This window comes from Amycolatopsis sp. 2-15, from assembly GCF_030285625.1.
GTDB classification, from domain to species: domain Bacteria; phylum Actinomycetota; class Actinomycetes; order Mycobacteriales; family Pseudonocardiaceae; genus Amycolatopsis; species Amycolatopsis carbonis.
This window is the reverse complement of sequence record NZ_CP127294.1, coordinates 3554644-3567977: the sequence shown is the minus strand read 5'-3', so window position 1 is coordinate 3567977 and position 13334 is coordinate 3554644. Positions and strand designations below refer to the sequence as shown.

15 protein-coding genes are annotated in these 13334 nt (G+C 71.2%); 5 read left to right on the top strand and 10 right to left on the bottom strand.

Annotation, left to right across the window (positions count from 1 at the left end; genetic code table 11):
• Window positions 1-18: 18 nt before the first annotated feature.
• Window positions 19-1266, bottom strand: coding sequence for a Dyp-type peroxidase (locus QRX50_RS17570; protein ID WP_285973013.1), 1248 nt, complete (start codon window positions 1264-1266; stop codon window positions 19-21).
• Entirely contained in the window at window positions 1263-2372 is a 1110-nt protein-coding gene (locus QRX50_RS17565) for an EfeM/EfeO family lipoprotein (protein ID WP_285973012.1), read from the bottom strand. Before QRX50_RS17565 ends, QRX50_RS17570 begins: the two co-directional genes overlap by 4 nt.
• Window positions 2373-2739: 367 nt before the next feature.
• On the opposite strand from QRX50_RS17565, the gene QRX50_RS17560 reads away from it, so the two are divergent.
• From QRX50_RS17560 to QRX50_RS17540, 5 genes are read left to right on the top strand one after another with little or no spacing between them, the layout of a single operon-like run.
• A complete protein-coding gene (locus QRX50_RS17560) occupies window positions 2740-2910 on the top strand; it encodes a hypothetical protein (protein WP_285973011.1) in 171 nt (56 codons plus the stop codon).
• A 58-nt stretch (window positions 2911-2968) separates the two neighbouring features.
• Complete coding sequence (locus QRX50_RS17555) at window positions 2969-3259, top strand: VOC family protein (protein ID WP_285973010.1); 291 nt, start codon at window positions 2969-2971, stop codon at window positions 3257-3259.
• Between the two features lie 4 nt (window positions 3260-3263).
• Window positions 3264-3968, top strand: coding sequence for an RraA family protein (locus QRX50_RS17550; protein ID WP_285973009.1), 705 nt, complete (start codon window positions 3264-3266; stop codon window positions 3966-3968).
• On the top strand, window positions 3958-4680 hold the full coding sequence (locus QRX50_RS17545) for an SDR family oxidoreductase (RefSeq protein ID WP_285973008.1): 723 nt from the start codon (window positions 3958-3960) through the stop codon (window positions 4678-4680). Before QRX50_RS17550 ends, QRX50_RS17545 begins: the two co-directional genes overlap by 11 nt.
• Window positions 4677-5066 (top strand): NUDIX hydrolase, encoded by a 390-nt coding sequence (locus QRX50_RS17540; RefSeq protein ID WP_285973007.1) that lies wholly within the window; start codon window positions 4677-4679, stop codon window positions 5064-5066. Before QRX50_RS17545 ends, QRX50_RS17540 begins: the two co-directional genes overlap by 4 nt.
• Window positions 5067-5132: 66 nt before the next feature.
• Here QRX50_RS17540 and QRX50_RS17535 read toward each other — a convergent pair whose 3' ends face one another.
• From QRX50_RS17535 to pucL, 8 genes are all read right to left on the bottom strand, one after another.
• Window positions 5133-6233 carry a glycerate kinase gene (locus tag QRX50_RS17535; protein WP_285973006.1) on the bottom strand — a complete coding sequence of 367 codons (1101 nt, stop codon included), beginning with the start codon at window positions 6231-6233 and terminating at the stop codon, window positions 5133-5135.
• Window positions 6230-6607 (bottom strand): allophanate hydrolase-related protein, encoded by a 378-nt coding sequence (locus tag QRX50_RS17530; protein ID WP_285973005.1) that lies wholly within the window; start codon window positions 6605-6607, stop codon window positions 6230-6232. Before QRX50_RS17530 ends, QRX50_RS17535 begins: the two co-directional genes overlap by 4 nt.
• Before the next feature lie 20 nt (window positions 6608-6627).
• Window positions 6628-8070 (bottom strand): NCS2 family permease, encoded by a 1443-nt coding sequence (locus tag QRX50_RS17525; RefSeq protein WP_285973004.1) that lies wholly within the window; start codon window positions 8068-8070, stop codon window positions 6628-6630.
• Between the two features lie 176 nt (window positions 8071-8246).
• A complete protein-coding gene (locus tag QRX50_RS17520) occupies window positions 8247-8729 on the bottom strand; it encodes a nucleoside deaminase (protein ID WP_285973003.1) in 483 nt (160 codons plus the stop codon).
• Window positions 8730-8751: 22 nt separating this feature from the next.
• Window positions 8752-11061 carry a xanthine dehydrogenase subunit D gene (gene pucD, locus QRX50_RS17515; protein WP_285973002.1) on the bottom strand — a complete coding sequence of 770 codons (2310 nt, stop codon included), beginning with the start codon at window positions 11059-11061 and terminating at the stop codon, window positions 8752-8754.
• Window positions 11058-11528, bottom strand: a complete 471-nt coding sequence (locus tag QRX50_RS17510) for a (2Fe-2S)-binding protein (RefSeq protein ID WP_285973001.1) — start codon at window positions 11526-11528, stop codon at window positions 11058-11060. Before QRX50_RS17510 ends, pucD begins: the two co-directional genes overlap by 4 nt.
• The gene (locus QRX50_RS17505) at window positions 11519-12403 is read right to left on the bottom strand and encodes an FAD binding domain-containing protein (protein ID WP_285973000.1); all 885 of its coding nucleotides are present in this window, start codon (window positions 12401-12403) and stop codon (window positions 11519-11521) included. The genes QRX50_RS17510 and QRX50_RS17505 overlap by 10 nt, the downstream gene beginning before the upstream one ends.
• A 25-nt stretch (window positions 12404-12428) precedes the next feature.
• Window positions 12429-13301, bottom strand: a complete 873-nt coding sequence (gene pucL, locus QRX50_RS17500) for a factor-independent urate hydroxylase (RefSeq protein ID WP_285972999.1) — start codon at window positions 13299-13301, stop codon at window positions 12429-12431.
• Between the last annotated feature and the right edge of the window lie 33 nt (window positions 13302-13334).

Below are 13334 nucleotides of genomic sequence, written 5' to 3'. Positions count from 1 at the left end.
GCACTTTCGGGAAAACGGTCAGGCGAGCAACGCCCGGCCGTAGTGGTCGTCGGGACCGGTCACCCCGGGCAGCGCCAGGAAGTACCCGCCGCCGAACGGGGAGATGTAATCGACCAGCGGCTCGTCGACGAGCCGCTTCTGGACCGCCTCGAACTGACGCTCGAGGTCCTGCTGGTAGCAGGTGAAGATCAGGCCCATGTCCAGGTTGCCGTTGGTGTCCACGCCGCGGTCGTAGTTGACCGCGCGGCGCAGGATCCGGCTGGAATCCGTCTCCGGCTTCCGGGGGTTCGCCTTGCGAATGTGGCTCGTGAGCGGGATGACGGTGCCGACGGGGTCGTCGGCGTACTTCGGCACGTCCTGCTCGTCGGCGCCGTCCAGCGGCGCGCCGGTGTCGCGGCGGCGGCCGAACATGTTCTCCTGTTCGGTCAGCGACACGCGGTCCCAGAACTCGACGAGCATCCGGATCAGCCGCACGACCTGATAGGTGCCGCCCTTGGTCCACGCGGGCTCGCCGCTGCCACCGCCGAGCCAGACCAGCTTGTCGTACTCGGCGTCGGTCGGGTTCGAGGTGCCGTCCTTGAAGCCCATGAGGTTGCGCGGGGTGCCCGAAGGCCGCGGCTGCGAGGCGAAGCCGTTGATCTTCCAGCGCAGCTGCATGCCGCCGCGGGTGGCGCGGGTGATGTCACGCAGCGCGTGCAGCACGGTGTCGGTGTTGTCTGCCGAGAGCACGAGCGACAGGTCGCCGTGGCACTGGGCGGCGTCGAGATCGTCGTTGGGGAACATCGTCATCGGCTTGAGCTTCTTCGGCTTGAGCGCCGCGAGGCCGTAGCGGTCGTCGAACAGCGACGAGCCCACGCCGAGCACCACGCCGAGGTTGCCCGCCGGCACGACCGGGCCGAGCACGCCGGAGTCGGCGGGCGGCGCGGTGATGCCGAGCGCCGCGGGGGCGCCGCCGGTGGTGAGGAAACGCGCCCGGTCGGTGATCTCCTTGAACAGGTCCGTGAGCTCGGCCTTGTTGTCGGCGACGACGTCGAACGAGGCCACCACGCTCTGCGCGGGCGGCTGGCGCACGATCGCGGCCTGGCGGTCGCCGTGGAACGCGACGGAACCGGCGCCGGTGTCGGCGGCGCTCGCGGCGACCGAGCCGACCCCCACGCCCGCGGCGGCGGTCAGGCCGGCGCCGACGACGGTGCGGCGCAGGAACGTCCGGCGGGAGGACTCTCCGGGCTTGGCGGGCTGGGCGGGCTTGGTGGGCTTGGCGGTCACGAAACCCTCCGGGGTTCGGCGATGGCCGCGATCGGGGCGAGCCGCTCGGTGAGCTCGCTGACGTCGGCGTTGATCTTCTGGCGTTGCGGCGCGGTGAGCGCCGAGACGGGCGTCCACGAACCGTCGGGCTTGCAGGCGCCGTCGAGGGTGGTTTCGGTCCGCTGCATCCAGCTGTCCACACCGGACAGCTGCGGGTAACGCGGGGCGAGGACCGGGCGCAGGACGTCGAGCACGGTCTGCACGCCGTCGAGGTTCGCCCGCGTGGTGGCGAGGTTGGTGCCGCTGCCGTAGTCGGTCTTGGCGGTGAGCTCGAACTGCAGGGCGTTCTCCACGATCTCGTGGGCGCGCAGGCCGAGGTCGTTGGAATCCACCTGGCTCCGGGGGAAGGCGGCGCGCAGGTCCTGCACGTCGGAGGCCAGCTGGTCGACGACGCCGCCGAGCGAGCCCATGTCCTCGTTGTGCCAGAGGCCGTACTCGAGGCGGTGGAAGCCGGTGAAGTCCGGGTCGGACGTGCCGCCGGGCAGGCCGGCGGTCGTGCCGTTGATGGCGCCGTCGGAGTCGCCGAACGCGTCGTAGGCGGCGCCGAGGCGCTCGTAGGTCAGGTGTGCGGTGAGCCAGGTGGACTCGCTCGCGCCGCGGTCGCCACGGTGCACGGCGTCCTTGAGCGCGCCGACGTCGGTGGCCAGCGTGTCGAGGCCCTGGGTCACCTTGGCCTCGTAGACCTTGAGCGGTTGCAGGAGGTCGTTCTGCGTCACCGCCGCAACACCCGGGCCGCGCTCGGCGCCGCCACTGACGGTCGTCGTCGGGCCCACGATCGCGGAGGAGTCCTCTGGCAGGCACCGGAAGGCGTACGATCCGTTACCGAGTGTCACCGACATGGGCCGGGTCGTCCCCGTGCCGAGCCCCTCGACCTCGCCGTAGATCACCCCGCTCTTCGGGTCGATCAGATCGACCTCCGACGTGACGGCACCGGTGTTGTGGAGGTTGAAGATTTGCGGGCCCGCCTTGGGGTCCGTCCAGCCCTGACCACAGGCGGAGCGGGAGATCTGGATCTCCGGATCCTGCGCGGACGCCCCGTCCGGCCAGACCGCGAAGGCGATTCCCACGGCAGCAGCGACAACCACGACACCCGCGGCCCCCACCACCCAACGGGCACGTACAGACCCCGGCACGCGCACACTCCTGCCACTCGTTCGGACTACCGGGAGGGAATTATGCGTGCGGAACGTGAAGAAACAGGGGGTCGAGACCACCTCCCGCCCGGGAATTCACCAGGACTTCAACCAGAAACCGATGAAATCGGATATAAGGATCAAAGTTCCGGGCGGCGTTAAGTCCCGTTCGACACTTATGGTGGATTCCTGAGGCAGGCGCGGACGGCCGTGGTCGCTGTGTCTTTGGCCTCGGCTCCGCCGAGGCGCGCGAGATCGCCGCGAAGCCGGCGATCTCGCTGGTGGGTCGCCTCCGTGGGGGGTGAGTGAAGCGGTATCAGGAGTCTCGCTGTGGAGCTCGAAGATCTTCCACAACGTTCCCGCCGCGGCAGACCCGTTCCTGGCCCGGGCGCGGCTGCGGCGGGTGCTCGGTTCGGAGGCGGTGGCCGCGGCATTCGCGGAGCTGTTCACGGGCAAGGCGGCGGACTTCTGAAACTCGTTGCGCGCGTGTCGCGGACGCGGTTGGCTCGGGAGGTGACCCGGCGGCCGCCGTGGAGTTCCTGGTCACGGTTTTCGCGGCCACCACCATGCCCACGCCCGGCCCGGCGGAGGTGCGGCTCGGCGACGCGCTCGTGCTGGTCTCCGGTGTCTCGGCGGAGCGGGAGGCGTTCCCGGCGTTCTTGTACGTGTACGTGGCCGACGTCGCGGGCACGTACGCCCGAGCACTGGCCGCCGGAGCCACGTCGGTGGAGGAGCCGCGCGAGACTCCGTACGGCGATTTTCGTGCCATGGTGCGGGATCCGTCCGGTAACGTCTTCCAGCTCGCCGCGAGAAAGGCCTGAGGAAATGAAACCCGACGAGCTGCGGCGCCGCTTCGAAAAGCTCACCACCGCGCACCTCACGGACGGGTGCATCCGCGCGCGGCTGCAGGTGCGTTGCGCGCCGGCGGGTACGCGGGGTGCGGTCGGTGGGCGCGTGGCCGGGCGGGTGTTGCCGGCGCGGCACGCGGGCAGCGTGGACGTGTTCCTGGAGGCGCTGATGGGCGCCGAGGAGGGCGACGTGCTGGTGGTGGACAACGGCGGGCGCCTCGACGAGAGCTGCGTCGGCGACCTCGTGGCGATCGAGGCCGCGAAGGCGGGCGCGGCCGGCATCGTGATCTGGGGCCTGCACCGCGACACCGCCGACCTGCGGGTGATCGGGCTGCCCGTGTTCAGCCTCGGCTCCCTGCCGACCGGACCGCTCACGCTCACCGACCGCGCCGCGAACGCGCTGGAGTCCGCGCGCGTCGGCGAGTGGGAGGTGACGACGGACGACCTGGTGTTCGGCGACGACGACGGCGTGGTCTTCGTGCCCGCCGCAGAGGCCGACGACGTGTTCCGCCTCGCGGAGTCCATTCGCGACACCGAGCGGCGCCAGGCCGAGCTCATCCGCGGCGGCAAGACGCTGCGCGAGCAGGTGCGCTTCGCCGAGTTCCTGCGCGCCCGCGAGGCCAACCCCGCGCTGACCTTCCGCGAGCACCTGCGCGCCGTCGGCGGGGCCATTGAGGAGTGAGCGCCCGGTCGCCCTGGTCACCGGCGTCGGCCGGCGCGCGGGCATCGGGGCGGCCATCGCCGAACGCCTGTCCGCCGACGGCTGGCTCGTCGCGTGCACGCACTGGCAGGCCTACGACGCCCGCATGCCGTGGGGCCCGGATCCGGTCCAGGTCGGGGATTTCTCGGTGGAAGCGGACTTGGCCGATCCGTCGGCCGCGGCCTGGGTGTTCGACCGCGTGGCTGCTTCCCTGGGCGAGGCGACGGCTCTGGTGCTGGCGCACTGCGAGTCCGTCGACTCCGGTTTCCTCGACACGTCGCTCGAAAGCTTCGACCGGCACTTCGCGGTGAACACGCGCGCGAACTGGCTGCTGATGCGCGAGTTCGCGATGCGTTTCGCCGGACCCCACGGCGCCGGCCGCATCGTCGCCCTGACCAGCGACGCCGTGGTCCACAACGTCCCCTACGGCGCCAGCAAGGGCGCCCTCGACCGCCTGATCGTCGCCGCGGCCACGGAACTCGGCCCCCGCGGCATCACCGCCAACGCCGTCAACCCCGGCCCCACCGACACCGGTTGGATCGACGGCCCCCTGAGCACCACCCTCCGCACCCGCACGCCCCTCGGCCGCCTCGGCACCCCACTCGACTGCGCCAACCTCGTGTCCTTCCTCTGTGGCCCCGACGGCGCCTGGGTCACCGGCCAGCTCCTCACCTCCAACGGCGGCTTCTCATGACCACCAAGCTCCTCGCCTACGCCTGGGTCCCCCGCGGCGCCACAGTCCTCCTCCTGCGCCGCGCGCCCGGCACGTTCCTCGGCGAGCACTGGGAGCTCCCCGGCGGCACGGCCGAGCCCGGCGAAGCCCCGGAGACCACCGCGGTCCGCGAGGTGGCCGAGGAAACGGGCCTGCGCGTCCACCTCCTCGGCGAACGCGCCCGTCTCTCATGGCCCGACCTCGACGGCCGCCCGCTCACGATCCATGCCCGCGTCTACAACGCCACCGAACCCACCCCCGGCACGGTCACCCTCAACCCCGCCGAGCACGTCGACTTCACCTGGGCCACCCCGGAAACCGCGGCGGACCTGCGTCTCTCGCCCCACGTCCGCCGCCTGTTCGGCTAGGCCACGCCTGTACACCAGCACCCCAATGCGGCGTTCGGTGCGTCGGAACGGCGGCCGGCGGCGGAGCTAGGCCGCCGCGGCGTGGTCGCGGGCCAGGCGTTCCGCGAGGCGGCGCAGCAATGGCGCCGCGTTCGTCATGCAACGCGACGGGTCCGGTTCGAGGTCCGTGAGGGCGTGGACGGCGGTGAAGCCGGCCGCGCGCCAATCGGCCGGGGGCAGCAGGCAGCGGCCCGCCACGGCGACCGTCGGGACGCCCGCGCCCATGGCCGCACGCAGGACACCGACGGGGGCCTTGCCGTGCAGGGACTGGGTGTCCAGGGAGCCCTCGCCGGTGATGACGAGGCGGGCGTCGCGGACCGCTGCGGAGAAGCCCAGGAGGTCGAGCAGCAGCGAAATCCCCGGCCGCATCCGAGCGCCCAGCGCCGCCAGCGCCGCGAAGCCCACGCCGCCCGCCGCGCCGGCGCCCGGGGCCGAGGCGGACGAAGGGCCCAGCACCGAAGCCCACTGGCGCAGCCCGGCCTCGAGCACAGCAACGTCCGAAGGGCTCGCGCCCTTCTGCGGCCCATACACCGCCGCCGCGCCCGAAGGACCCAGCAGCGGGTTGTCCACGTCACACGCCAGCTCGATGTCCACAGCGGACACCCGAGATAAGTCCACAGTAGACACGGAATCCAGACCGATCCCGCCCGAAGGCACCGCAGTGCCGGAAGAATCCAGTACCCGTGCCCCCAGTGCCGTCAGCATCCCGGCGCCACCATCCGTGCACGCACTCCCGCCGACGCCCAGCACGATCCGCGAAGCGCCGGCCGCGCGGGCCGCCGCGATCAGCTCCCCCGTGCCGTAACTCGACGCGGTCAGCGGCGCCGGCAACCCGCCCGGCAGCCGATGCAGCCCGGAAGCCTCCGCCAGCTCCACCACGGCAACCTCCCCCCGCAGCGCGAAGAACGCCGTGATGCGCCGCCCCGTCGGCCCGGACACACGCACCGGCACCCGGCGGAACCCGGCGGCGACGGCGGCAGCCACCGTGCCGTCGCCGCCGTCGGCCACCGGGAGCTCGACCACCGGCTCGTCGCGGGACACCGCGAGCAAACCGGCGGCGACCGCCGAAGCGACCTGCGCCGCCGTGAGCGAACCCTTGAACTTGTCGGGCGCGACCAGCACCGTCATGACCGAGACCGGAACGCCCGCCAGTCACCGATCTCGGTGATGTCGCGCAGCTGCACGTGGGACGTCTGCGGCCGGCGCAGCAGCATCGCGAACGCCGAACTCCCGTCCGCCAGCTCGATCACGCCCAGCTCCAGTTCGGGCGGTTCCGCGGGCAGCACTCGATCCCGCAGCGCGTCCAGGGACACCTCGTACACCTCGCCCGCCACGGCCCCTCCACCGTGGGCGACCGGGACCAATGCCGGACACTGGCCGCCCACGGAGTAGAAGCGGTACTTCGGCGCGGTGGTCGTCGAGGCGACAAGAGGGGCGCCGTCGAGCAGGTGGTGCAGCGGTTCGCCGCGCATGGCGCCGCCGTTGAGGAACATCAGGGTCACAGCAAGTCCCTTCGTACGAGCTACAATACGGCCTTGACGACGTCGATTCCGAAGTAGACGGTGAACACCAGCGCCAGCACCGTCAGGATCCAGCCGGCCTCGCGCCACTTGCCCTTGCACGTCTTGATGAGCACGAACGCGATCAGACCCGCGCCGACGCCGTTGGTGATGGAGTACGTGAACGGGATCAGCCCGACCGTGAGGAACACCGGGATCGTGTAATCACTGTCCTGCCAAGGGATGTTGCGGCACTGCGCCACCATCATCCCGCCGATCACCACGAGCGCCGGCGCCGCGGCCTGCGCCGGGACGATGCCCGCGATCGGCGTGAACAGCAGCGTCGCGGCGAACAGCGCGCCGGTGACCACGCTCGCGAGCCCGGTCCGGGCGCCCTCGCCCACGCCGGCCGCCGATTCGAGGAACACGGTGTTGGGCGAGGAACCCGAGAGACCGCCGGCGATCGCGCCCGCGCCGTCGACGAACAGGATCCGGCCCATCCGCGGCACGCGGCCGTCCTTCGACAGCCCGGCCTCCGCCGACACGCTGGTGATCGTGCCCATCGCGTCGAAGAAGCCGGAGAGCACGAGGGTGAACAGGAAGATCGTCGCGGTCAACGCACCCGCTGAAGCGAAGCCGCCGAACAGGTCGATGTGGCCCAGCAGCCCGAAATCGGGTACCGCCACCACGTGGCTGGGCAATGTCGGGGTCGTCAGGCCCCAGTTACCCACGCTCAACCCGTCGTGCAGCACCACGGCGAGCACAGTGGACACCGCGATGCTGATCAGCACCGCGCCCGGGACTTTGCGCGACATCAGCACCGTCATCAGCAGCAGGCCGAAGCAGAACACCGCGATCGGCCAGCCATCCAGGTGCCCGTCGAAGCCGAGCCGAACGGGCACAGTGGACTCGGCCGAGTCCGGCGTCCGCGTGACGAACCCGGCGCTGACCAGGCCGACGAGCGCGATGTAGAGCCCGATGCCGACGGTGATCGCCATCTTGAGCGGCGCCGGGATCGCGTTCATGATCCGTTCCCGGATCCCGCTCACGGCCATCAGCACGATGCAGACGCCTTCGAGCACCACGAGTCCGAAAGCCTGCGGCCACGTCATCGCCGGCGCCATCTGGAACGCGACGATGCCGTTGATCCCGAGCCCCGCGGCCAGCGCGAGGGGCGCGTTGCCGACGAGTCCCATGAGGATGGTCATCACCGCGGCCGCCAGCGCGGTGGCCGTGGTGACCTGGGCGGCGCTGAGTTTCGCGCCGGTGATGTCGGCGGAAGCGCCGAGGATGAGCGGGTTGAGCAGCACGATGTAGGCCATCGCGACGAACGTGGTGATACCGCCGCGCACCTCGCGGCCCACGGTCGTGCGCCGGGCCGTGATGTCGAACAGTCTGTCCGTGATGGACTTGCGAGCTGGTCCTGGAGCCGGGGTCACAGCGTCGTCGATGTGTACCTGGGTCATGCGTCGTCCCCTTGCCGGTGGGTGTGCTCGACCGCGCTCCGCAGTCGGCGGGGCGTGGTGAGCCTGACGAGTTGTTTTTTTGTGGTGCTCCGGTCAGCACCGGGATGTGCCCGGGTACGGGCTTCCGGTGTCGGGCGAAACGGGGCCGGACCGGGGAGAACCGCCGGCCCGAGCGCCTAGTAGTCGACGCGGTCCGGCCGGTCCAGCCAGGCGTCGAACGGGGCGAAACCGTCCTTGAGGGACAGCCGGGAAACGGGTACTTCCCAGGTTTCGCGGGGCTTTTCGAACAGTTCGTAGAACGCGCGGTCGTCGAACCCGGCTTTGGCCGCGTCGTGGCGGTCGGCCGCGAAGACCACGCGGTCCACCCGCGCCCACAGCGCCGAGGCCAGGCACATCGGGCACGGTTCGCACGAGGACACGAGCACGCAGCCGGTGAGCTTGAACGTGCCGAGCGCCTGGCAGGCCGCGCGGATCGCGACCACCTCGGCGTGGGCGGTCGGGTCGAGCGAGGGCGTGACGCGGTTGACCCCGGTCGCGATGATCTCGCCGTCCTTCGCGACGAGCGCGCCGAACGGGCCGCCGCCGTCGGCGACGTTGCGGGTCGCGATGCGCACGCTTTCGGCGAGCCACTCGCGTTCGGCGTCGATGGACAGAGTCATTTCGCTTGTTCTCCCAACGTTTTCAAGTACCGGTGATGTGCTCGGGCCGGATCGGGACCCGCGGCAGTTCGAGGCCCGTCGCCGCGCGGATGGCGTTGGCGACCGCCGGCGTCGAGGAGATCGTGGGCGGTTCGCCGACGCCGCGCACACCGTAGGGCGCGTGCGGGTCGGGCCGCTCCAGCACGGCGATGCGCATCGGCGGCATGTCCAGCACGGTCGGGATGAGGTAGTCGGTGAACGACGGGTTGCGCACCTTCCCGTCCACCACCTGGATCTCCTCCATCACGGCCAGGCCGAGGCCCTGCGCCGAGCCGCCCTGGATCTGACCGATCACCGCGTCGGGGTTCATGGCCTTGCCCACGTCCTGCGCGCAGTCGAGCTGCACGACCTTGACCAAGCCCAGCTCCACGTCGACGTCCACCACGGCGCGGTGCGCCGAGAAGCCGTACTGCACGTGGGCGTCGCCCTGGCCGGTCTCCGGGTCGAGCGGATACGTCTTGCGGTGGTGGAACTCCCGCGTCTCCTCGACGATCTCCTCGCCGAGAAGGTCCACAAGCGACGCGACGACCTCACCGTCGGCGGCCACGATCTTGCCGCCGGCCAGCGACATCCCGGTCGCGGAGCGGCCCAGCCGGCGTTCGGCCAGCGAATACACCGCGTCGGCCACCGCTCGGCACGCGTTGCGCACGGCACCCCCGGTCACGTACGTCTGCCGCGAAGCCGAGCTCGACCCCGCATCGCCGACGCTCGTGTCGGCCGGGTGCACGGTCACGCGCGGCACGCCGAGCTCGGTGCGCGCGATCTGCTGCTGCAGCGTCACGAGCCCCTGCCCCACCTCGGCGGCGGCCGTGTGCACCATCGCCACCGGCTCGCCGCCGAGCACCTGCAGCCGCACGCGGGCGGTCGAGTAGTCGTCGAGGCCCTCCGCGTAGGAGATGTTCTTGATGGTCACGCCGTAGCCGACCCCACGCACCACGCCTTCGCCGTGGGTCACATTGGACGCTCCGCCGGGCAGGTCGCGGATGTCCGCGTCTTCACCCCGTTCCGGCGGCAACGGCATGTCCTTCAGCCGCTGGATCAGCTCGGCCACGGGAGCCGGGAAGTCGACGAGCTGACCGGTGACGTTCGTGGAGCCCTCGCTCATCGCGTTGCGGATCCGCAGGTCCGCCGGGTCCATGCCGAGCGCCGCGGCGAGTTTGTCCATTTGGGACTCGTACGCGTACGTCGGCTGCACCGCGCCGAGGCCGCGCATGGCGCCGCACGTCGGGTTGTTGCTGTACACGCCCCAGCCCTCGATCTTCGCGTTGGGCACGTTGTACGGGCCGACGGACAGCGTGGTGCCGTTGCCGACCACCACGGGCGTCTTCGACGCATACGCGCCGCCGTCGAAGTACAGCCGGGCGCGGACGTACACGAGATCGCCTTCGCGCGTGGCGCCGTGCTCGTAGTACATCTTCGCCGGGTGCCGGTGCACGTGGCCGAAGAACGACTCCTCGCGGTTGTAGACCATCTTCACCGGCCGCCCGGTGCGCAGCGCGAGCAGGCACGAGTGGATCTGCATCGACAGGTCCTCGCGCCCGCCGAACGCGCCGCCGACGCCGCTGAGCGTCAGCCGCACCTTCTCCGGCGGCAGGCCGAGTGCCCGCGCGGTCTGCTTCTGGTCCACGTGCAGCCACTGCGTGGCGAGGTAGAGGTCCACGCCGCCGTCGTCGTCGGGCACGGCGAGGCCGGACTCCGGACCGAGGAACGCCTGGTCCTGCATGCCGATCTCGTAGACGCCGGACACGACCACGTCGGCCTTCGTTTCCGGGTCGCCTTTGACGATCCGTTGGTAGCGCACGAGGTTCCCGCCGGGGTGCAGCTTCGGCAGGGTTTCGTCGTGGGCCGCACGCTCGGGGTCGGTGACCGGTTCGAGCACCTCGTACTCGACCACGATGTGCTTGAGCGCCTGCCGCGCGATCTCCGGGTGGTCGGCCGCGAGGATCGCCACCGGCTCGCCCTGGTAGCGCACGCGGTCCTCGGCCAGCGCCGGCGTGTCCTGGTACTTGAGGCCGTAGAGGTTCTCGCCGGGCACGTCCTCGTGCGTCAGCACCGCGTGGACACCGGGCTGCGCCAAGGCGCGGGAGACGTCGAGGCGCACGATCCGCGCGTGCGGATGCGGGCTGCGCAACGTGGCGCCCCACAGCATGTCCTCGTGCCACAGGTCCGAGGAGTACGCGAACTCGCCGCGCACCTTGAGCGTGCCGTCGGGCCGCAGCGGGCTCGTGCCGATGCCGCCGGTGACGGTGTCGGCCGGCTCCTGCGGCGACCGGGCCGGGGCCGGGCGCGTCATGCGTGCTCCTTCCGCGCAGCCGCGAGCCGGACCGCGTCGAGGATCTTCTCGTACCCGGTGCAGCGGCACAGGTTCCCGGCCAGGGCCTCGCGGATCTCGGCGTCGCTCGGTTTTTCGGTGCGCGCCACGAGATCGTGGGCAGTCACCAGGAGCCCGGGCGTGCAGAAGCCACATTGGACGGCCCCGCACTCCACGAAGGACTCCTGGATCGGGTCCAGCTGCTCGCCATCGGCGAGCCCTTCGACCGTACGCACCTCGCGCCCCTCGGCCTGCCCGGCCGCGACCAGGCAGGCACACGCCGGCACGCCGTCGAGGTACACCGTGCACGAGCCGCACTCGCCCTGCTCGCACGCGTTCTTCGAGCCGGCGAGGCCGAGCCGTTCGCGCAGCACGTAGAGCAGGCTTTCGCCTTCCCAGACGTTGTCCGCCTGGCGCGGCTCGCCGTTGACGATCACGTTCACGCGCATTCCGTGCGCCTCCCTCCGCAGTATTCGGTCCAGGCCCAGCCGAGCGTCCGCCGCGCCAGCACCGACAACGCGTGACGGCGGTAGTCGGCGCTGCCACGCACGTCGTCGATCGGCGCGGCCGCGGTGGCCACCAGCTCGCCGAAGCGGCGTTTCACCGAGTCGGCGAGCGCGCGCGGCCGGTCCCACTGGTCGTCGGCCGCCAGCTCGCCCGCGAGGAACTCCTCGGCGTCGAACGCGCGGCGCGGCGTCGGGGCGGCCGAGCCGACGCCCGTGCCCACGCGGCGTTCGGCCGGGTGCACCGCGAGGCCGAACGCGCAGACCGCGATCACCATCGCGTTGCGAGTCCCCACCTTGCTGAACTGCTGCGGCCCGCTCGCCGGTGCCAAGTGGACGGCCGTGATCAGCTCGTCTTCTTCGAGCACATTTCGCTTCACGCCGACGTAGAAATCCTTCGCCGTCACGCGCCGGGTGCCGCGCGTCGACGCGATCTCCACTTCCGCGCCGGCAGCGAGCAGCGCCGGGTGCGCGTCACCCGCGGGCGACGCGGCACCGAGGTTGCCGCCGACGCTGCCGCGGTTGCGGATCTGCGGCGAGCCCACCGTGCGGGCCGCCATCGCGAGACCGGGCAGCCGGTCGCCCAGCTCCGCGATGATCCGCGTGTACGGCGTCGCGGCGGCGATCCGGAGCCGGCCTTCCTCGACGTCGTAGCCGTACAGCTCGCCGACGCCGTTGAGGTCGAGCAGTGCCGACGGGCGGCGGTGGTCGAAGTTGATCTCCACCATCACGTCGGTGCCGCCCGCGATCGGCACGGCGTCGGGGTGCGCCGCCTTGGCCTCGAGGGCCTCGGCGAGCGTGGTCGGGCGCAGGAACTCCACTTCGGCCTCCGTCTCCGTCTGTTGCTCAGGACCAGGCCGGCCCGGCGGCCGGCGCGTCGTCGCGCAGCACGGTGCCCTCGATCAGCCCGTAGGGCCGGTCGGCGGCGTGGAAGATCGCACCGGGATTGTCGAGACCGAACGGCGACAGGTCGGTGAGGAAATGGTGCTTGTTCGGCAGCGACAGGCGCACCTCGACGATCTCGGGCACGGTCTCGAGCACGCGCGAACCCATCGCGTAGAGCGTCTGCTGCAGCGACTGGCTGTGTGTTCCGCCAAAGGCGTCGAGCAGCGAGGCCAGGGCCGTGTCGTACGCGCCCGCCCAGTCGACGTCATCGCCGGCGAAGCGCCAGCTCGCGTTGACGGCCGTGGCGAGGATGCGGTCCTTGGTCTCCGGCAGCGTCGTGTAGCCATCGCGAGGGAAACCCCAGAACTCCGAGCCGGTGGTGTTGAGCACCGTGAGGTCCTCGACGCCGCCGAGCACCCAGGCCTGCTCGCCGTCGTAGTGCACGGTCGTGGTGCGGGTGCCGCCGCCCGAGCGGGCGAACGAGTGGTGGGCGGGCTGCCCGCCGACCGTCAGCCGCTGCCACGGGTACGACTCCACACGGACGCGGGCGCCGTGGATGCTCTCCTGCGAGGTGACGAAGTGGCGCGCGAGGCGCAGCGCGTAGTCCTCGATCTCGCCGACGCCATCACGGGCGAACGCGAACACCGTGTTCTTCTGCGTGTCGGTGGCCAGCACCTTGTCGTTGGCGCCGGTGAGGTGGGTGTCGCTCATGTCGCCGGACAGCGAAACGCTGACGTTGAGGTCGGTGATCCGGTGCTCGTCGCCTTCGCGGTCGACGCGCACGACCCGGTTCTCCGCCTTTCCGTAGCGGTTGTCGCCCAGAACGATCGCCATGGTGTTCCTTCCCTTCGCTCGTCGGTCAGTACA

Coding starts and splice junctions, on each gene's coding strand:
- pucD (WP_285973002.1), bottom strand. CDS start 11,061: ATGACGCGCCCGGCCCCGGCCCGGTCGCCGCAGGAGCCGGCCGACACC.
- QRX50_RS17535 (WP_285973006.1), bottom strand. CDS start 6,233: ATGACGGTGCTGGTCGCGCCCGACAAGTTCAAGGGTTCGCTCACGGCG.
- pucL (WP_285972999.1), bottom strand. CDS start 13,301: ATGGCGATCGTTCTGGGCGACAACCGCTACGGAAAGGCGGAGAACCGG.
- QRX50_RS17510 (WP_285973001.1), bottom strand. CDS start 11,528: ATGCGCGTGAACGTGATCGTCAACGGCGAGCCGCGCCAGGCGGACAAC.
- QRX50_RS17540 (WP_285973007.1), top strand. CDS start 4,677: ATGACCACCAAGCTCCTCGCCTACGCCTGGGTCCCCCGCGGCGCCACA.
- QRX50_RS17550 (WP_285973009.1), top strand. CDS start 3,264: ATGAAACCCGACGAGCTGCGGCGCCGCTTCGAAAAGCTCACCACCGCG.
- QRX50_RS17525 (WP_285973004.1), bottom strand. CDS start 8,070: ATGACCCAGGTACACATCGACGACGCTGTGACCCCGGCTCCAGGACCA.
- QRX50_RS17520 (WP_285973003.1), bottom strand. CDS start 8,729: ATGACTCTGTCCATCGACGCCGAACGCGAGTGGCTCGCCGAAAGCGTG.